The organism is Streptomyces sp. NPDC037401 (assembly GCF_055602345.1).
In genome coordinates this window covers 190,209-208,111 of record NZ_JBVJWO010000009.1, presented here as the reverse complement: position 1 = coordinate 208,111, position 17,903 = coordinate 190,209, and the positions used below count along the sequence as shown (strand labels likewise).

14 protein-coding genes are annotated in these 17,903 nt (G+C 69.9%); 4 read left to right on the top strand and 10 right to left on the bottom strand.

From position 1 onward, the window contains the following. The first annotated feature begins 228 nt into the window (after positions 1–228). The 3 genes from ACZ7H1_RS12025 (at position 229) to ACZ7H1_RS12015 (ending at position 3,229) form a co-directional block, all read left to right on the top strand. Positions 229–1,323, top strand: coding sequence for a ParA family protein (locus ACZ7H1_RS12025; RefSeq protein ID WP_470785852.1), 1,095 nt, complete (start codon positions 229–231; stop codon positions 1,321–1,323). Further along, positions 1,320–2,396 (top strand): ParB/RepB/Spo0J family partition protein, encoded by a 1,077-nt coding sequence (locus ACZ7H1_RS12020; RefSeq protein WP_470785851.1) that lies wholly within the window; start codon positions 1,320–1,322, stop codon positions 2,394–2,396. Before ACZ7H1_RS12025 ends, ACZ7H1_RS12020 begins: the two co-directional genes overlap by 4 nt. A gap of 215 nt (positions 2,397–2,611) precedes the next feature. Next, positions 2,612–3,229, top strand: coding sequence for a GNAT family N-acetyltransferase (locus ACZ7H1_RS12015; protein WP_470785849.1), 618 nt, complete (start codon positions 2,612–2,614; stop codon positions 3,227–3,229). Between the two features lie 59 nt (positions 3,230–3,288). On the opposite strand, the gene trxA is transcribed toward ACZ7H1_RS12015, so the two are convergent. The 7 genes from trxA to ACZ7H1_RS11980 form a co-directional block, all read right to left on the bottom strand. Then, on the bottom strand, positions 3,289–3,630 hold the full coding sequence (gene trxA / locus ACZ7H1_RS12010) for a thioredoxin (protein WP_470785848.1): 342 nt from the start codon (positions 3,628–3,630) through the stop codon (positions 3,289–3,291). Positions 3,631–3,683: 53 nt separating this feature from the next. Next, positions 3,684–4,643 carry a thioredoxin-disulfide reductase gene (gene trxB / locus ACZ7H1_RS12005; RefSeq protein ID WP_470785846.1) on the bottom strand — a complete coding sequence of 320 codons (960 nt, stop codon included), beginning with the start codon at positions 4,641–4,643 and terminating at the stop codon, positions 3,684–3,686. Positions 4,644–4,802: 159 nt separating this feature from the next. Continuing rightward, positions 4,803–5,750 carry an anti-sigma factor gene (locus tag ACZ7H1_RS12000; RefSeq protein WP_470785844.1) on the bottom strand — a complete coding sequence of 316 codons (948 nt, stop codon included), beginning with the start codon at positions 5,748–5,750 and terminating at the stop codon, positions 4,803–4,805. Next, complete coding sequence (sigM, locus tag ACZ7H1_RS11995) at positions 5,747–6,439, bottom strand: RNA polymerase sigma factor SigM (RefSeq protein ID WP_470785843.1); 693 nt, start codon at positions 6,437–6,439, stop codon at positions 5,747–5,749. The genes ACZ7H1_RS12000 and sigM overlap by 4 nt, the downstream gene beginning before the upstream one ends. Before the next feature lie 41 nt (positions 6,440–6,480). Then, positions 6,481–8,205, bottom strand: coding sequence for a protein kinase family protein (locus tag ACZ7H1_RS11990; RefSeq protein ID WP_470785841.1), 1,725 nt, complete (start codon positions 8,203–8,205; stop codon positions 6,481–6,483). Between the two features lie 117 nt (positions 8,206–8,322). After that, positions 8,323–10,539 carry a murein biosynthesis integral membrane protein MurJ gene (murJ, locus tag ACZ7H1_RS11985; protein ID WP_470785839.1) on the bottom strand — a complete coding sequence of 739 codons (2,217 nt, stop codon included), beginning with the start codon at positions 10,537–10,539 and terminating at the stop codon, positions 8,323–8,325. A gap of 46 nt (positions 10,540–10,585) precedes the next feature. Next, the gene (locus ACZ7H1_RS11980; RefSeq protein ID WP_470785838.1) at positions 10,586–12,886 is read right to left on the bottom strand and encodes a DUF6049 family protein; all 2,301 of its coding nucleotides are present in this window, start codon (positions 12,884–12,886) and stop codon (positions 10,586–10,588) included. A 186-nt stretch (positions 12,887–13,072) separates the two neighbouring features. Here ACZ7H1_RS11980 and ACZ7H1_RS11975 point away from each other — a divergent pair, with 186 nt between their 5' ends. Beyond that, positions 13,073–14,539 carry a CCA tRNA nucleotidyltransferase gene (locus ACZ7H1_RS11975; protein ID WP_470785837.1) on the top strand — a complete coding sequence of 489 codons (1,467 nt, stop codon included), beginning with the start codon at positions 13,073–13,075 and terminating at the stop codon, positions 14,537–14,539. 60 nt (positions 14,540–14,599) lie between these two features. Here ACZ7H1_RS11975 and ACZ7H1_RS11970 read toward each other — a convergent pair whose 3' ends face one another. From ACZ7H1_RS11970 to ACZ7H1_RS11960, 3 genes are all read right to left on the bottom strand, one after another. Further along, entirely contained in the window at positions 14,600–15,868 is a 1,269-nt protein-coding gene (locus tag ACZ7H1_RS11970; protein WP_470785835.1) for an MFS transporter, read from the bottom strand. Positions 15,869–15,972: 104 nt separating this feature from the next. Then, positions 15,973–17,055 carry an inositol-3-phosphate synthase gene (locus ACZ7H1_RS11965; RefSeq protein ID WP_470785833.1) on the bottom strand — a complete coding sequence of 361 codons (1,083 nt, stop codon included), beginning with the start codon at positions 17,053–17,055 and terminating at the stop codon, positions 15,973–15,975. 58 nt (positions 17,056–17,113) lie between these two features. Beyond that, positions 17,114–17,716, bottom strand: coding sequence for a PadR family transcriptional regulator (locus ACZ7H1_RS11960; protein ID WP_470785831.1), 603 nt, complete (start codon positions 17,714–17,716; stop codon positions 17,114–17,116). Between the last annotated feature and the right edge of the window lie 187 nt (positions 17,717–17,903).

The window sequence follows — 17,903 nt, the reverse complement described above, 5'->3', positions numbered from 1 at the left end:
TCCGTTGCGCCCTATAGGTATGGATTTCGGAGTGTCGTAGCGGGCTGGTGACGCTGTCCGTGCATCGTGTTTCACGTGAAACGTCGCTCTCTGCTGCACGGAATCATCAGCCGCGGTCGTGCGGCTGCGTCCCCTCGTGGCCGTAAGGAGGCGGGGGGCACAGACTTGTCCACATCGGTGGATTCATCCACAGGAGTAAGGGCCCCGCTGGTTCGCAGCCCCGTAGACATGGCAGGCTCTGTTCATCGCGAGCCTGAGCCTGATGTCGAGGAGAGTGAATCCGTGCGGTCCGACGCCAACCTCGCGGGGCCGATGGCCGATCCGGTCCCCGGCCCCCGCACCGAGTCGGTGGGCGACGATGTTTCACGTGAAACATCGCTCCCGCCGTCGGTGGATGCCGATACCCCCATTGGCCGTGCCGCCCAGTTGGCGGTAGAGGCACTGGGCCGTGCGGGTGAGGGTCTTCCCCGCCCGCCGCAGACCCGGGTGATGGTGGTCGCCAACCAGAAGGGCGGCGTCGGCAAGACCACGACGACCGTGAATCTGGCGGCTTCGTTGGCGCTGCATGGTGCGCGGGTGCTGGTGATCGACCTGGATCCGCAGGGCAACGCCTCGACGGCGCTCGGGATCGACCACCATGCCGAGGTGCCGTCCATCTATGACGTGCTGGTCGAGAGCCGGCCGCTGCTGGAGGTCGTCCAGCCGGTTCCGGACGTCGAGGGGCTGTTCTGTGCGCCGGCGACGATCGATCTGGCCGGTGCAGAGATCGAGCTGGTCTCGCTGGTGGCTCGTGAGAGCAGGCTGCAGCGCGCGATCCAGGCGTACGAGCAGCCGCTCGACTACATCCTGATCGACTGCCCGCCGTCACTGGGTCTGCTGACGGTCAACGCCCTGGTGGCGGGTGCCGAGGTGCTGATTCCCATCCAGTGCGAGTACTACGCGCTGGAGGGTCTGGGGCAGCTGCTGCGCAATGTGGACCTGGTGCGGGCACACCTGAACCCGGGGCTGCATGTGTCGACGATCCTGTTGACGATGTACGACGGTCGGACGAGGCTGGCCTCTCAGGTGGCCGACGAGGTGCGCAGCCACTTCGGCAATGAGGTCCTGCGGACGAGCATCCCGCGGTCGGTGCGTATCTCGGAGGCCCCGAGCTACGGGCAGACGGTGCTCACCTATGACCCGGGTTCCAGTGGGTCCCTGTCCTACCTGGAGGCGGCGCGTGAGATCGCGCTGCGGGGTGTGGGGATTCATTACGACGCCCAGCACGCCCATGCGGGCGGCGCACAGAACAGCACGCAGAGCATGGCGGAGGGGATCCAGTGAGTGAGCGACGTAGGGGTCTGGGGCGGGGGCTCGGCGCGCTGATTCCCGCTGCTCCCCAGGAGAAGGCCGGTCCTCCGGTGGGGTCGGGTTCCACGTCTCCGTCGGCGGTGCCGGTGTTGACGGCGGAGCGCGGTGTGGCGGCTGCCAAGGTGGCGACGCTGCCGCAGAGCGCTGTTTCACGTGAAACATCGGTGCCGGTGGAGGTGCCGGGTGAGCCGGAGGTCGCCTCGGTTGCGGGGGCGACGTTCGCGGAGCTCGGGCTGGACTGGATTACGCCGAACCCGCGGCAGCCTCGTGAGGTGTTCGATGAGGATGCGCTCGCGGAGCTGGTGACCTCCATCCAGGAGGTGGGACTGCTCCAGCCGGTGGTGGTGCGGCAGCTGGGTGCCGAGCGCTATGAGCTCATCATGGGCGAGCGCCGGTGGCGGGCCTGCCGGGAAGCGGGTCTGGACCGGATTCCGGCGATCATCCGGGCGACGGACGACGAGAAGCTGCTGCTGGATGCGCTTCTGGAGAACCTGCACCGGGCGCAGCTGAATCCGTTGGAGGAGGCGGCGGCGTACGACCAGCTGCTGCGGGACTTCAACTGCACGCATGATCAGCTGGCGGACCGGATCGGGCGGTCGCGTCCGCAGGTGTCGAACACGCTGCGGCTGCTGCGGCTCTCGCCGTCGGTGCAGCGGCGGGTGGCGGCGGGTGTGCTGTCTGCGGGCCATGCGCGGGCTCTGCTGTCCGTGGAGGACTCGGAAGAGCAGGACCGGCTGGCGCACCGGATCGTGGCCGAGGGTCTGTCGGTGCGTGCGGTTGAGGAGATCGTCACGCTGATGGGGTCGAGTCCGGCGAGTTCGGTCAAGCCGAAGGGGCCGCGGGCGGGTGCGCGGGTTTCTCCGGCGCTGACGGAGCTTGCGTCGCGTCTGTCGGACCGGTTCGAGACGCGGGTGAAGGTGGATCTGGGCCAGAAGAAGGGCAAGATCACCGTCGAGTTCGCTTCGATGGACGACCTCGAGCGGATTCTCGGCACGCTTGCGCCGGGTGAGGGACGGGTGCTGGAGCAGGGCGGCACCGAGAGCTGACCTGGTGGGTCGGGTGCGGGGGGCGGGCTTCGGCCCGCCCTTTGCTTTCTGCCGGTTTCGGTGCAATCGATGGGTGGATACGATGCGTTCAGGTATGGCATTTCCACTCAAGAGCACCTGAAGGTGGAGGGGGCGGGGGCCATGCGATCGGTGAGTCGCACCGGGCTGGTGACTGTGGGCCTGGGACTGGGAGCCGTCGGAGGGTTTGTCGGATCATGGGCCGTCGGCTTGTACCGCTCACGCTGGACAACCTCAAGGATCTGCCCCAGCGCTGCCGGTCCTGTGTCTTCTGGGAGCTCGATCCGGTTCGTGGAGAGGCCGCGGTAAAGGCCGGTACTCCCGAGCTGGAGAAGGAGGCGTGGATCTCCGGGGTGCTTCTGGAGTGGGGGTCCTGCGGCCGGGTGGTCTATGTGGACGACGTTCCGGTGGGGTTCGTTCTCTATGCGCCGCCGGCGTATGTGCCTCGTTCGCTCGCCTTCCCGACGAGCCCGGTCTCCCCTGATGCGGTCCAGCTGATGACGGCGCGGATCCTGCCCGGTTACCAGGGTCAGGGTCTGGGGCGGGTGATGGTGCAGACGGTGGCGAAGGATCTGCTGCGCCGGAACTTCAAGGCCATCGAGGCGTTCGGTGATGCGCGCTGGGAGGGGCCTGCGTGTGTGCTGCCGGCGGATCATCTGCTGGCGGTGGGCTTCAAGACGGTGCGGCCCCATCCGGTGCATCCGCGGATGAGGCTGGAGCTGCGTTCGACGTTGTCCTGGAAGGAGGACGTCGAACTCGCTCTGGACCGGCTGCTGGGTGCGGTGCAGAAGGAGCCGGCGCTGCGCCCGCTGTGAAGGCAAGAAAACAGGGCCGCCCCGGAGGGGCGGCCCTGTTTCAGTGAAACGCTGAGGCGTCAGACCTGCTTCAGCTCGACGAACCCGTCGAGGTCGCGCAGGATCGCGGCCTTCGGCTTGGCGCCGACGATGGTCTTGGCGACCTCGCCGCCCTGGTAGACGTTCAGGGTGGGGATGGACATGACGCCGTACTTGGCTGCCGTGGCCGGGTTCTGGTCGATGTTGAGCTTGACGATCTCGATCTGGTCGCCGTACTCGGCCGCGATGGCTTCGAGGGACGGAGCGATCTGACGGCAGGGGCCGCACCACTCTGCCCAGAAGTCCACCAGGACGGGCTTGTCGCTGGCGAGGACCTCGGTGTCGAAGTCTGCGTCGGTCACGTTCTTCAAGGTGCCGGCCACAGCGGCCTCCTTCTTCTTTACTGCGGTGGGGTGTAGAGGGGGGTTCTGAAGGGTCAGACGGCCGCGGCCGCGGTCTCCGCGTCGGAGAGGGCCGCGAGGAACCGCTCGGCGTCGAGGGCGGCGGAGCAGCCCGTGCCGGCAGCGGTGATCGCCTGGCGGTAGGTGTGATCGACGACGTCGCCGGCGCCGAAGACGCCGGTGACGTTGGTGCGGGTCGAGGGAGCGTCGACCTGGAGGTAGCCCTCGTCGTCCAGCTCCAGCTGGCCCTTGAAGAGCTCGGTGCGGGGGTCGTGGCCCACGGCGATGAACAGGCCGGTCACCGGCAGCTCGGAGGTCTCGCCGGTCTTGGTGTTGCGCAGCGTCAGACCGGAGAGCTTCTGCTCGCCGTGGATCGCGGCGACCTCGCTGTCCCAGGCGAACTTGATCTTCGGGTCGGCGAAGGCGCGGTCCTGCATGGCCTTGGAGGCGCGCAGGCTGTCACGGCGGTGGACGATGGTGACGGACTTGGCGAACCGGGAGAGGAAGGTGGCCTCCTCCATGGCGGTGTCTCCGCCGCCGACGACGGCGATGTCCTGGTCCTTGAAGAAGAAGCCGTCGCAGGTGGCGCACCAGGAGACGCCGCGGCCGGAGAGGGCGTCCTCGTTGGGCAGGCCGAGCTTGCGGTGCTGGGAGCCGGTGGTGACGATCACGGCCTTGGCGCGGTGGACGGTGCCGGCGGTGTCGGTGACGGTCTTGATGTCGCCGGTGAGGTCGACGTTGACGATGTCGTCGGGGACGAGCTCGGCGCCGAAGCGCTCGGCCTGGGCGCGCATGTTGTCCATGAGGTCCGGGCCCATGATGCCGTCGCGGAAGCCGGGGAAGTTCTCCACGTCGGTGGTGTTCATCAGCGCGCCGCCGGCGGTGACGGCGCCCTCGAAGACGAGCGGCTTGAGCGATGCGCGTGCGGTGTACAGGGCGGCCGTGTAACCGGCCGGCCCGGAACCGATGATGATCACGTTTCGGACGTCGCTCACGGGTGCTTTCCTCGTCTCTGCGGACTGCCTGCTGACTACCGGGGGGCCGGTGCTGGGTCTCACCCCACCAAACGGATCCTACGGCGCCTGCATTCCCCAACCCGCGCCCGACGGTCCCGGTGACCGGTTGTGCAGGTCCGGGACACGGCGCGTGCGGGGTCAGGGACGCGGGTACGACTCGCTCACCAGGACCTTGCCGGGATCCTTGCCGGTGGTGTTCTCGCAGGCTGCCTCGACGATGTAGCCGTCGGCCCTGGTGCTGTCGCCCGGGTGGGGGAGGACGATGAGGTAGCTGTCCACTCCCTCGTAGGTCCCTCGTTCGGCTGCCAGGGGCTTTTCGGTGCGGCCGATGCCGGCGCGCACGCACGCGGGCACGGCGGTTTCCGCACGGCGGGTCGAGTTTTGGGATTCGGAGCTGTAGGAGTCGGCGGCGGGCGGAGACACGGGCTTGTCCTTGGTGCCGACCCCGCTCAGCAGCTGCTGGACGGTGCCTTCCAGGGTGGCATCGGTGAACTCGGCGGGGGGCTGGAGTGCGCTCACGCCGGCTCCGGCGTCCGTCTTGGCGGCGTCGACGCCCTTGGTGCTGGTGCTCGGCATGCCGGTGAGGAAGATGCCCATGGCGCAGATGGCGGTGCCGGCGAGCACGGTGCCCAGGACGGCCATGCTGCGGCGGGCGCGGGTCCGGCCGGGGCCGGTGGCGCCGCGGGGCCGTCCCGAGGGTCGCCCGGGGGCGGTCGCGGGCCGGGGGGCGGTGCCGCGGGCCGGGGTCTTCGGTGATGTTTCACGTGAAACATCGGTGGGCGTGGTGCTGTGGAGCGGGTCGGTGGCCGGCGCGCGGGCCTCGGGCGAGGTGGCGTCGAGGAGCGCTTCGGCGGCGAGGGCGGCGTCGATGCGCCCGGCGATGTCGACGGGCATCCGCTGCGGGCCGGGCAGCGTGCCGAGCAGTCCGCGGATCTCCTCCAGGGAGTCGCGTACGTCGGCGCACAGGGCGCAGTCGGTGAGATGGCTGCGGACCTCGGTGGTCCGGGCCGGGGAGAGGAGCCCTTCGGTCAGGTCGGAGATTTCCGAGACGTCAGGGTGCCGGATCGCGCCGGTCGTGGAAGTCACGCTCGCCCACCTCCGCCCTTCACAGCATTGGGGTCCCTGGGTTCTGCTGCTGGTGGGACGGGTGTCCCCTGCGTCCGGTTCCTTCCCCGGTCGGAGTCACTGTTATCCCCGGGGTCGGCGCGCAGATGAGTGAGCATCGGAACCAGTCGTGCCCGGCCGCGGGCGCAGCGGCTTTTGATGGTGCCGGTGGGCACGTCGAGGATGCGGGCGGCTTCGGCCACGGGGTATCCCTGCATGTCGACGAGGACCAGGGCGGCCCGCTGCTCGGCTGGAAGGGTGCTCAGAGCGGCCAGGAGCTCGCGGTGGAGGTCTTGGCGCTCGGCGGGTGCCTCGGCGGACTCGTGGGGCTCCAGGAGCCTTTCCAGGCGTTCGGTGTCGTCGAGGGGTGAGGTGCGTCGGGTGGCGGCCTTGCGGGCGCGGTCGAGGCACGCGTTGACGGTGATCCGGTGGAGCCAGGTGGTGACGGCCGACTGGCCGCGGAAGGTGTGGGCGGCGCGGTAGGCGGAGACGAGGGCGTCCTGGACGGCGTCGGCGGCTTCCTCGCGGTCGCCGAGGGTGCGCAGGGCGACGGCCCAGAGGCGGTCTCGGTGGCGGCGGACGAGTTCGCCGAAGGCGTCGGGGTCGCCGGCGACATGGCGGGCCAGGAGTTCCTCGTCTGGAACTCCTTGGCTCTCTGGGCCAGGACTCACGTGACTCCCCCGCACTCTGTCGGCCCCGGTACTTGGGGCGCTCAGCCCAGAACGTGGATCTCGGAGATGCCGCCCCGGTAGCCGTCCGAGCTGCCGTCGGACGGCAACTCGGTGATGTGGATCAGAACGTACCGGGTGCGGACCGGCTTTTCGAGGGTGGTCTCGAGCTTCTTCCCGACGGTTTCCAGCTTGGTGAGGCGCTGCGGGAACTCGTCGAGAGAGGAGGGCGAGGAGGCGTCCGGGCCGGCGGCGAGGACCTCGGCGGTCTGCCCGGCGGCGTACATGTCGATGTCCAGTCCGGACACGTTCTTGACGCTGCCGAGGTCGATGACGAGGCCGCTGCCGTCCCTGCGGGCGGGCAGGTTGCCGAAGTTCGGGTAGCCCTCGTAGCGGGGGGTGACCCAGGCGGATCCGGTGTCGCCGTCGAATGCCCTGGCGCTGTACTTCTCGTTTATCGCGTCGCCGCCGGGGGCGAAGACGGAGACGTCGCCGAGGGCGAGGGGCTTGCCGGGTTCCTTCTTCTTCGGGGTGTCGTCGGTTTCCTGCCGTCCGGTCTGCTGCTGGCCGTTGTCGGCGTTGAGCCGGTCGAGGAGGGAGTCCGCGAGCTGCCAGCTGCCGAGGCCGAGCGAGGCGATGAGCAGCGCGGCGACGCCCCACTTCAGGGCCCTTCCGGTGCGGCTCTGCAGAGGGGCCGGCGGGGTGGCGATGGGCTGGGTGGCGGCCGGGTGGGGCTGCGGGCGTCCGTAGCTGCCCTGCTGGTAGGTGGTGTGCTGGTAGTCCGGCGGGGCGGTGAACGCGGGCTCCGGGGGCCGGATCCGCGGCATGGCGGCGACGGCCTTGGCGAGTTCCTCGGGGGTGGTGCAGGGGGGTTCCTGTCGGGACGCGGTGGCCCCGTCGTTTGCGAGGGCGCGCATGGCCAGTTCGCCGAGTCCGCGGTGGACGCCGGCGCGGACCTGGTCCGGTGCGATCAGGCCGACGCCCTTGGGCAGGCCGGTCAGGCCGTGGGCGTCGTTCTCGTAGGGCCAGCGCTGTGTGAGGGCGGCGTAGAGCAGGGCGCCGATGGCCTCGGTGTCGGTGCGCTGGGGGTGTTCGCTGGTGATGCCGCGCAGGGCGGCGTTCACGGCGAGGCCGCGGATCCGGTACTGGCCGGAGGAGGTGCGCAGTATGGCGCTGGGCGTGAGCCGCAGGTGGGCCAGGCCTTCGCGGTGGGCTGCGGTCATCGCCTGGGAGACCTGGTTGACGAGCTGGTAGGCCTCGTGGGCTTCGAGGGGTCCGGCGGCGAGGATCGCGGTCAGTTCGGTGGCGTCGGGCAGCCACTCGTGGACGACGTAGACGAGGTCGTTCTCCTCGACGGCGTCGAGGACCTGGACGAAGCGGGGGTCGCCGAGGAGTGCCGAGGAACGGGCCGCGGCGAGGACGGAGCGGGCGCGGGGGTGGTCTGCGGGCAGCAGGTGGACGCCCACGGCGCGGCGGAGTTTTTCGTCCATCGCACGCCAGCTGCTGAATCCGTCCAGACGGGTGACGCACTCCTCGAGTCGGTAGCGTCTGGCGAGCTTGTGTCCGCTGTGCAGCTCGGGGGCGGCGGTGGGGGCCGCACTCTTGCGGTCGCCGTCCGTCTCGGGTGTGGTCTTCTCCGTCTGCTGCTGGGCTGTCCGGGCCTGCTGGGCCGCCGCCCCGTCGGCCGTGGCTTTCTCCGCCTTGGCGGTCAGCGGCTCGTCACCGCTGTTGTCAGCCACGTCGACGGCAGCCGTGCTACGTTCCGCCACCGTCGTTCCTGCCTCCCCATCCGTTGCGCGCTGTCGGCCAGTCTGCAAAGTCATGCCAATTGTGCCCACAGTCCGGCGCTATGCACGACACGCGACGGGGGCCGATGGTTGTGCGCATCAGCGCCCGAGACGCCCGCGCACCATGCCGACCATCGCGTTGAGCTCCTCGATGCGCATCCGCTTGGCGGCTGCGAGGAACACGCCCATCAGGACGACACCGCCGGCGATCAGCGCGGCGAGGGACCCGAGGACTCCGCTTCCGAGCAAGTGGGTGACCCCGTACGCGGCGGCGCCGGCAAGGGCGGCTGCGGGGACGCAGGCGCCGGCGAGGCGGGCGTAGGTGCGGATGACGTGGGCGCCGTCGAGGTCGCCGCCGAGGCGGTGGCTCAGCCGGCGCCAGGCGACGCCGACGCCGACCGCGTAGCCGAGGCCGTAGGCGACGGCCATGCCGACCACGGCCCAGCGCGGGGGGAGGACGAGGAAGGCGACGATGGAGACCACGGCGTTGACGGAGGCAACGATGACGGTGTTGTAGAACGGCGTCCGGGTGTCCTCGTAGGCGTAGAAGCCGCGGAGCACGACGTACTGCACGGAGTACGGGATCAGGCCCAGGCCGAAGGCCATCAGGATGTAGCCGATGTTCCGGGCGCCGTCCCCGGAGCCTGCGTAGAGCAGGGTGGCCATCGGGACGCCGAGGGCGAGGAAGGCGAACGCGCAGGGCACGATCGCGACCGCCGAGGTGCGCAGGCCGTAGGAGATGTCGTCGCGGACTGCGGCGGCGTCGCCGTCCGCTGCGGAGCGGGAGATGCGCGGCAGGACGGCGGTCATCACGGAGACGGTGATGATGGCCTGCGGCATCTGCCACAGCAGCAGCGCGTAGTTGTAGGCGGTGATGCCGGTGCCGGAGTGGCCCTGCTTCTCGGCGACGGAGCCGGCCCAGGTGGCGAGCTGGGTGACGACGACGAGGCCGGCCTGGTTGGCGAGGACGAAGAAGAAGGTCCACTTGGCGAGGCGGGCCGCCTTGCCGAGGCCGTGGCCCCTCCAGTCGAAGCGCAGGCGGGGCCGGAAGCCTGCGTCGCGCAGGTAGGGGAGCATCGCCAGGGCCTGGACGGTCAGGCCGAGGAGGGTGCCGAGACCCAGGAGCCGAACGCCTTCCGGGGTGACGTTGGCGGCGCTGACGCCCGAGGTGGTGAAGCCGCCGAAGGCCCAGATGAAGGCGCCGAAGGTGGCGATGACGACGATGTTGTTGAGGACCGGGGTCCACATCATGGCGCCGAAGCGGCCGCGGGCGTTGAGGATCTGGCCGAGGACCACGTGGATGCCCATGAAGAACATGGTGGGCAGGCAGTAGCGGGCGAACGCGACGGCCACTTCCAGCTGCTGCGGGTCCGAGGCGATCTTCGTGGACATCATGCGGATGAACAGCGGTGCCGCGAGTACGCAGACGGTGGTGACGCCGGCGAGGAGGACCACGACGAGGGTCAGGAGGCGGTTGGCGTAGGCCTCGCCGCCGTCGTCGTCCTTCTTCATGGCGCGGACGAGCTGCGGGATGAAGACGGCGTTGAGCGCGCCGCCGCCGACGAGGACGTAGATCATCGTCGGGAGGGTGTTGGCGACCTGGTAGGTGTCGTTCAGGGTGCCGACGCCGATGGCGGCGGCGATGACGAGGGTCCGCAGGAAGCCGGTGATGCGCGAGACGATCGTGCCCGCGGCCATCAGCGCGGAGGACCTGAGCAGGCTCGCGGCGCGGCCCGCGGGCTTGACGGGCGCCGGGGTGGCGAGCGGTGCTTCCTCGGCGGGCGGGGGAACGGGCGCCCGCGGGGCGGGCGGCTGCTGGAACGGCGCCTGCTGGCCGGGTGCCTGCTGGTCGCGGTAGAGGTACGCGAAGGCGTCCGGCTCCGGCTGCTCCTCGGTGGCGTTGGTGACCAGCGCGTCCACGCCGACGAACTGGGTGGTGGTGGCGTGGTCGCCGTAGGGCAGGTGCCGGGAGGGGCCGTCCGGCTCGGGCGGCGGGGTCTGCGCCCACACCCGGGGGTCGGGGGCGTACGCGGGGGCCGCGGGGCGTTCGTACAGCGGGCCGGGCTCCTGGAAGGTGCCGGGCGGGGGCGGCGGGTGCGCGGCACGGTCGTACAGGGCCTCGGTCACCGGGTCCTGCGCGGACAGGTCCTGGGACCGGTACGGGTCGTGGTTGTAGGCGTCCTGGACATAGGGGTCCGGCTGCGGTGCGCCGGGCGGGGTCGCCTGCCCGGGCACCGGGGTGCCCTGGCCGGGGTCCTGGGAGGGCCCAGTGCCGCCCGCGCCCTGCGCGCGGTCACCGTCGTACGGCGCGTTCATCGAAACCCCACCTCATCGTCCCCAGGCCGGCCGGCCACGGCATCGCTCAACGGTCCACTGTCTCACTCGGGCCGGACGGGTCATCGCTTTCGGGTCCGGTGTCCGGTGTCGGGTCACTCGGCTGCTCGCTCTGCCCGGCCGGGTCGCCCTGTTCCCCGGCGGCGCGGGCAGCGGCGCGCTTGCGGCTGGCGTACATCTTGATGCCTGCGAGGACGAGGAGGAGCATGCCGCCCGCGATGACGAGCATCACGGTGGGGGTGATCTCGGTGGCGTCGACGGTGAAGCGGCGTTCCGTGCCGTAGCGCACGCCGTCCTTGGTGAACAGCTGCGCGGTGACCTCGACCGGGCCGCTGGCGGTGGCGTTCGCGGTGAACTTCACCGACTGGCTGTGGCCGCCCTGGACGGCGACGTCCTGCTCGGACTCGCCGGAGTCGTCGAACATCAGGCGCGTCGCGTTGCTGGACGTCAGCCGCAGGACCAGGCCCTCGACGTCCTGGACGAGGCTGTTCTGCACGGTGACCGGGATGGTGGCGCTGTGCCCGGAGAGGGTGACGTCGGACTTCTGGATCAGCTGTACCCGCTCGGTGAGGGTGATCAGGTAGTCCTGGACCTCGTTGCGGTACACGCGGCCTTCCTGGGCGCGCCCGCGCCAGGAGGCGGACATCTCCCGGTTGAAGGTGTTGCTGAAGGGGAACTCGACGCGTTCGGGCCGGGTGAGGATCACCTTGAAGTTGTCGAGGGTGTTCTGCGTGGTGCGGATCTTCTCGAACGCGGACTGCGGCAGCTCTTGTGCGCGCAGTGCCCGCGGGTACTGTCCGGCGCCGGGCACCAGGGAGGTCGCGTCCGGGTCCGGCTTGGACTTGGCCACGGTCTCCAGGTCCACGGCCTGGGTCCAGCGCCCGGACTGCAGGGTCCGCAGGGCGGCGGCCATGGTCTGCGCCTGGCTGGCGGTCGGCATCCGCTGGGGGGCTACGACGAAGCTGCGCTGGGTGTCGGAGTCCTGGAGGTTCAGGGCCAGGCTCTGGGCCAGGAACCGCTGGATCGCGAGGGTGGCATTCCCGGCGTGGAGCATGTCCCCGGCGAAGGAGGTGGACAGGCGGGCGTCGGCGACGACGGCGGTCCGGCCGGCCCCGATGGGCCGGGGCGCGGAGGGCGTGTAGGCGAGGCTGCCGGTCTCCTTGAAGCTGTCGCTGCGGGCGAGCACGTTGTGGGCGCCTGCCGAGGTGGCGACGCTGACGATGGCGGGGTCGACCGCTCCGTCGACCGGCCAGGAGAAGTCCGTGGACGGGGTGACGTGAAGGACGGTCTCCACGGCCTGCTTGGCCTTCTCGGTGGCGGGCCGCAGGTGGCCCAGGGAGCCGGAGACGTTCTTGCCGCGGTGGGCGAGGGAGGCCAGGTCGGGGTCGGCGAAGGGCAGGGCGACCACCTTCTTGCCCTGGACGGCCTTCTCCAGTGCGTTCAGCCAGCGCTTGGCGACTTCCTGGTTCCGGCCGGGGACGGTGCTGCCGTCGGGCGTGCGGACCCGGTAGTCGCCCCTCATGGCGTCGACGCTGGCCAGCAGGTCGGGGTCGATCACCCAGGTGACGGGCAGGCCGGCGCCCAGCGCCACCATCTGCTCCAGGCGGCCGTCGGGCCGCAGCTCGGCGGCCAGGTCGTCGTTCCGGAAGACGGGGGTCTGCGTTGCGTCGGAGCCGGTCTCGGCCGTGAGGTGCGTCGTGGAGATCAGCGGCCACACGTAGCTGGTCTGGGAGCGCTTCTCGGCGGCTTCCGGCTGCCAGGGCAGGAAGGTCCGCTGGATGCCGAGGACCTGTTCGTACTGGCGGCTCTCGGTTTCGCCGGACAGAGAGACGCCCAGCTGGTAGACGCCCTCCTCGTCCAGCTCGAGCTTGCTCACCGGGACCTTGAGGGTGAAGGGCTGGGAGACCTTCGCGGCGAGGACCGGCATCTTCACGGAGTACGCCGAGTCGATCTCCGCAGGGTCGACCCCGGGCCGGAATTCGGTGCGGCCCGCTGCCTCGTCGATCGTGCTGCGCTCACTCAGCGCAGGGCCCACCCGCAGACCGACGTGGGCGTCGGTGATCGGCTCGGACCCGTGGTTGACCACCGTCCCGGAGATGGTGAGTGTGTCGTCCTTCACGGGCGCGCTGGGGGCCAGGGAGTCCAGGGACACGTCGACCGTGGACGAGCCGGACCGGGGGGCCGCCGTTGCGGCCTGCGCAGACGGCCCGTCGTGCACGTAGACGAGCCCGGCCAGTACCGGCGTGCCGGCGAGCAGAACGACTGCACGCCGCAGCCAGCGGCGGGCAGGGGCGGGCGCCGCCCCCTGGTTGTCTGCCGCCTCGGCCACGCGCGCGCCCCGTCCCTCGTCGTGTCAGTGGTCGTCGGTTGTGCGTCCACGCATGGTAACGAGGCCCGCTGTGCCGGAGTGCCGCGGACTGCTCCACATGATCGCCCAGGGAGGGCGGGTCCCCGCTCCCCGCCCCGGCGCAAACCGGGAAGCCCACGCCGGGCGGGCCACGTACCCTCTTCTGTTGTGCCGAACGCCAACGAAGACACCCCCAGCGCCCTGAGCCAGGTGCAGCGCCGCGCAGTCAGTGAGCTGCTGCGGGTCTCACCGGTCGCAGACGACCTCGCCCGCCGTTTCCAGGAGGCGGGCTTCAGCCTCGCCCTGGTCGGCGGGTCAGTCCGGGACGCGTTGCTCGGGCGGCTCGGCAACGACCTCGACTTCACCACCGACGCCCGCCCCGAGGACGTGCTCAAGCTCGTCCGCGGCTGGGCGGACTCGGTCTGGGACGTCGGCATCGCCTTCGGCACCGTCGGCGCGCAGAAGGACGCCCGGGTCGGCGACGTGGTCCAGCGCTTCCAGATCGAGGTGACCACCTACCGGTCCGAGGCGTACGACCGGACCTCGCGCAAGCCCGAGGTGTCCTACGGCGACTCCATCGAGCAGGACCTCGTGCGCCGTGACTTCACGGTCAACGCCATGGCCGTGGCGCTGCCCGAGAAGGAGTTCGTGGACCCCTACGGCGGCCTCGAGGACCTGGCGGCGCGGGTGCTGCGCACCCCCGGCACCCCCGAGGAGTCGTTCTCCGACGACCCGCTGCGCATGATGCGGGCCGCCCGCTTCGCCGCGCAGCTGGACTTCGAGGTGGCACCCGAGGTGGTCGCCGCGATGACGGCGATGGCCGACCGGATCGAGATCGTCTCCGCCGAGCGGGTACGTGACGAGCTCAACAAGCTCCTGCTCTCGGCGCACCCCCGCAAGGGACTGGGGCTGCTCGTGGACACCGGGCTGGCCGAGCACGTGCTGCCCGAGCTCCCGGCCCTGCGGCTGGAGAGTGACGAACACCACCGGCACAAGGACGTCTACGACCACTCGCTGATCGTGCTGGAGCAGGCGATCGACCTGGAAGAGGACGGCCCGGACCTGGTGCTGCGGCTGGCCGCGCTGCTCCACGACATCGGCAAGCCGCGCACGCGCCGGTTCGAGACGGACGGCAGGGTCTCCTTCCACCACCACGAGGTGGTGGGCGCCAAGATGACCAAGAAGCGCATGACGGCCCTGAAGTACTCCAACGACATGGTCAAGGACGTGTCGCGGCTGGTGGAGCTCCACCTGCGCTTCCACGGCTACGGGACCGGGGAGTGGACCGACTCGGCCGTGCGCCGCTATGTACGGGACGGCGGCCCGCTGCTCGACCGGCTGCACAAGCTGACCCGGTCGGACTGCACCACGCGCAACAAGCGCAAGGCGATGGCGCTCTCCCGAGCCTACGACGGCCTGGAGGAGCGGATCGCCCAGCTCCAGGAGCAGGAGGAGCTGGACTCGATCCGGCCCGACCTGGACGGCAACGAGATCATGAAGGTGCTGGGCGTCGGCCCCGGCCCGGTGATCGGCAAGGCCTACCAGTTCCTGCTGGAGCTGCGGCTGGAGAACGGCCCCATGGGCCAGGAGGCCGCTGCCGAGGCCCTCAAGGAGTGGTGGGCCGCTCAGGGCTGAGCCGACCGCGGCGATGTTTCACGTGAAACATCGCGAGCCGGGATGGACCGGGGCGATGTTTCACGTGAAACATCGCCCCGTTCGCTTGAGTGCCGCCGCGACGGATCCGTAGAGCACGGCCACGCCGAGGATCAGTGCCGCCGACCTCCCGTCCGGGGGCAGCACGAGGGCGGACACCGCTGCGGCGCCCACGAACGCGACGTTGAAGAGCACGTCGTAGACGGCGAATACGCGGCCGCGGAACTCGTCGTCGACCCGGAACTGCACCTCGGTGTCGGTGCAGATCTTCGCGGCCTGGGTCACGAGCCCCAGGACGAACGCGGCGACCAGCATCGGTCCGGGCGCGAAGGGCAGCCCCAGGGCGGGAACGAGAACGGCGGCCAGCGCGGCGCAGATCGTGATCCAGCCGTGTGTGCCGAAGCGGCCCACCGCTGTCGGGGTCACCAGCGCTGCCGCGAAGAACCCGGCCCCGGAGACGCCGATCGCGAGCCCGAGCAGCGCGAGTCCCTCCGACTCCGAGTCCGTCCACGCGTACCGGCAGAGCATGAGCAGCATCACGGTCAGAGCGCCGTAGCAGAAGCGCATCAGGGTCATGGCCGCCAGCGCCCGTGCCGCCTCCCGGCGCTGCGCCAGGTGCCGCAGCCCGTCGGCCATCCCCCGGGCGGTGAGCACGAGGGCCTCTCCCAGTGCCGGGTTCCTGTGCTCGGGGCTGTGGTCGGGGCCCAGTAGTCCCACGGCCAGCCGGAGCGAGGCGAGCGCGGCGCACAGGTACAGGGCGGCGCCGAGCAGGACGACCACAGCATTGGAATCGGAAGCCAGGATGCGCACCAGGAAGGCGAGCGCCCCGCCGGCGGTTGCGGCGAGGGTGCCGGCGGTCGGTGAGAGGGCGTTCGCCGTGATCAGCCGGTCCGCGTCGACGACGTGCGGCAGGGAGGCGGAGAGTCCGGCCAGGACGAAGCGGTTGACCGCGGTGACCGACAGGGCGGAGGCGTAGAACAGCCAGTCCGGCACTTCGGCGACGATCAGCACGGCGGTGACGCCGGCCAGGAGGGCGCGCAGCAGGTTGCCGTAGAGGAAGACCTGGCGCCGACGCCAGCGGTCGAGGAGCACTCCGGCGAAGGGGCCGATCACGGAGTAGGGAAGGAGCAGGACGGCCATCGCGGAGGCGATCGCCGCGGGCGAGGTCTGCTTCTCCGGGGAGAAGACCACGTAGGTGGCGAGCGCCACCTGGTAGACGCCGTCGGCCGACTGGGAGAGCAGTCGTACGGCGAGCAGGCGGCGGAAGTCCCTGAGGCGCAGGAGTACGCGCAGATCACGTACGACAGGCATGTGGGCAAGGGTCACATACGCGGAGGGTCCCCGGACGCATTGTCCGGGGACCCTCCGTGGAAGAGCGGCTGAAGACCCGGGGGTCCCGGCCGGCCGGGCGCTGTTTAGCGCTCGACCTCGCCCTTGATGAACTTCTCGACGTTCGCGTACGCCTCGTCGTCGAAGTACTGCACCGGCGGGGACTTCATGAAGTACGAGGACGCGGAGAGGATCGGGCCGCCGACGCCCCGGTCCTTGGCGATCTTCGCGGCGCGCAGGGCGTCGATGATGACACCGGCGGAGTTCGGGGAGTCCCACACCTCGAGCTTGTACTCGAGGTTCAGCGGGACGTCGCCGAAGGCGCGGCCTTCGAGGCGGACGTAGGCCCACTTGCGGTCGTCGAGCCACGCCACGTAGTCGGACGGGCCGATGTGGACGTTCTTCTCGCCGAGCTCGCGGTCGGGGATCTGCGAGGTGACGGCCTGGGTCTTCGAGATCTTCTTGGACTCGAGGCGGTCGCGCTCGAGCATGTTCTTGAAGTCCATGTTGCCGCCGACGTTCAGCTGCATGGTGCGCTCGAGGCGGACACCGCGGTCTTCGAACAGCTTGGCCATCACGCGGTGCGTGATGGTCGCGCCGACCTGGGACTTGATGTCGTCGCCGACGATCGGGACACCGGCCTCGGTGAACTTGTCCGCCCACTCCTTGGTGCCGGCGATGAAGACCGGGAGGGCGTTGACGAACGCGACCTTGGCGTCGATGGCGCACTGCGCGTAGAACTTCGCAGCTTCCTCGGAACCGACGGGCAGGTAGCAGACGAGGACGTCGACCTCGCGGTCCTTGAGGACCTGGACGATGTCGACGGGAGCCTCGGCGGACTCCTCGATGGTCATGCGGTAGTACTTGCCGAGACCGTCGAGGGTGTGACCACGCTGGACCGTGACACCCGCGCTCGGGACGTCGCAGATCTTGATGGTGTTGTTCTCGCTGGCACCGATGGCGTCCGAGAGGTCGAGGCCGACCTTCTTCGCGTCGACGTCGAACGCGGCAACGAACTCGACGTCACCGACGTGGTAGTCGCCGAACTGGACGTGCATCAGCCCCGGGACCTTGGCGGCCGGGTCGGCGTCCTTGTAGTACTCGACGCCCTGCACCAGCGAGGCGGCGCAGTTGCCCACGCCGACGATGGCTACGCGAACCGAACCCATTCCGGTTGCTCCCTGTCAGTTTTCAGTGTTCCGGTTGAGCACCTGCTTGCGCAGGTGCTCACTTTGCAGTGTCGTCGGACGGTCCGGATCGTCGCCGATCCCGACCCGCCCGCTCGCTCTCGATGAGCTCGTTCAGCCAGCGCACTTCGCGCTCCACGGACTCCATTCCGTGCCGCTGCAGCTCAAGCGTGTAGTCGTCGAGGCGCTCCCGGGTGCGGGCCAGTGAGGCCCGCATCTTCTCCAGGCGTTCCTCGAGCCGGCTCCGGCGGCCTTCGAGCACTCGCATCCGCACGTCGCGTTCGGTCTGGCCGAAGAAGGCGAAGCGGGCGGCGAAGGACTCGTCTTCCCAGGTGTCGGGACCGGTGTGGGACAGGAGCTCTTCGAAGTGCTCCTTGCCTGCTTCCGTCAACCGGTAGACGATCTTGGCACGGCGCCCCGCGAGTGATGCGGCGAGGGCGTCCTCCGGGGCGTTTCCCGGTTCCTCGATCAACCAGCCGTTGGCCACGAGCGTCTTGAGGCAGGGGTAGAGGGTTCCGTAGCTGAACGCCCGGAACACCCCCAGCGAGGTGTTGAGGCGTTTCCGCAGCTCATAGCCGTGCATGGGGGATTCGCGAAGCAGGCCGAGGACGGCGAACTCGAGGATGCCGGAGCGTCTGCTCATTTCCGCCTCCTCTTCCGCCCTGGTCCCGTATGCCGAGCTGATGTATCGACTCGATACATCCAGACGATAGAACGGGCAGGTTCCCGCGACAAGGGCAGACATGGTGACCGGCGTCACATCACCAATTCGTAGGAGGTAAGTTGCCTGATTTGGGGTGAACTTCGGCACTGCGAGGGTTTTGACCGTG

Excerpts from the sequence above, each read along its gene's own strand:
- ACZ7H1_RS12015 (WP_470785849.1), top strand. The coding sequence starts at position 2,612 with ATGGGCCGTCGGCTTGTACCGCTCACGCTGGACAACCTCAAGGATCTG.
- ACZ7H1_RS11965 (WP_470785833.1), bottom strand. The coding sequence starts at position 17,055 with ATGGGTTCGGTTCGCGTAGCCATCGTCGGCGTGGGCAACTGCGCCGCC.
- ACZ7H1_RS11960 (WP_470785831.1), bottom strand. The coding sequence starts at position 17,716 with ATGAGCAGACGCTCCGGCATCCTCGAGTTCGCCGTCCTCGGCCTGCTT.
- murJ (WP_470785839.1), bottom strand. The coding sequence starts at position 10,539 with ATGAACGCGCCGTACGACGGTGACCGCGCGCAGGGCGCGGGCGGCACT.
- ACZ7H1_RS12025 (WP_470785852.1), top strand. The coding sequence starts at position 229 with ATGGCAGGCTCTGTTCATCGCGAGCCTGAGCCTGATGTCGAGGAGAGT.
- ACZ7H1_RS11970 (WP_470785835.1), bottom strand. The coding sequence starts at position 15,868 with ATGCCTGTCGTACGTGATCTGCGCGTACTCCTGCGCCTCAGGGACTTC.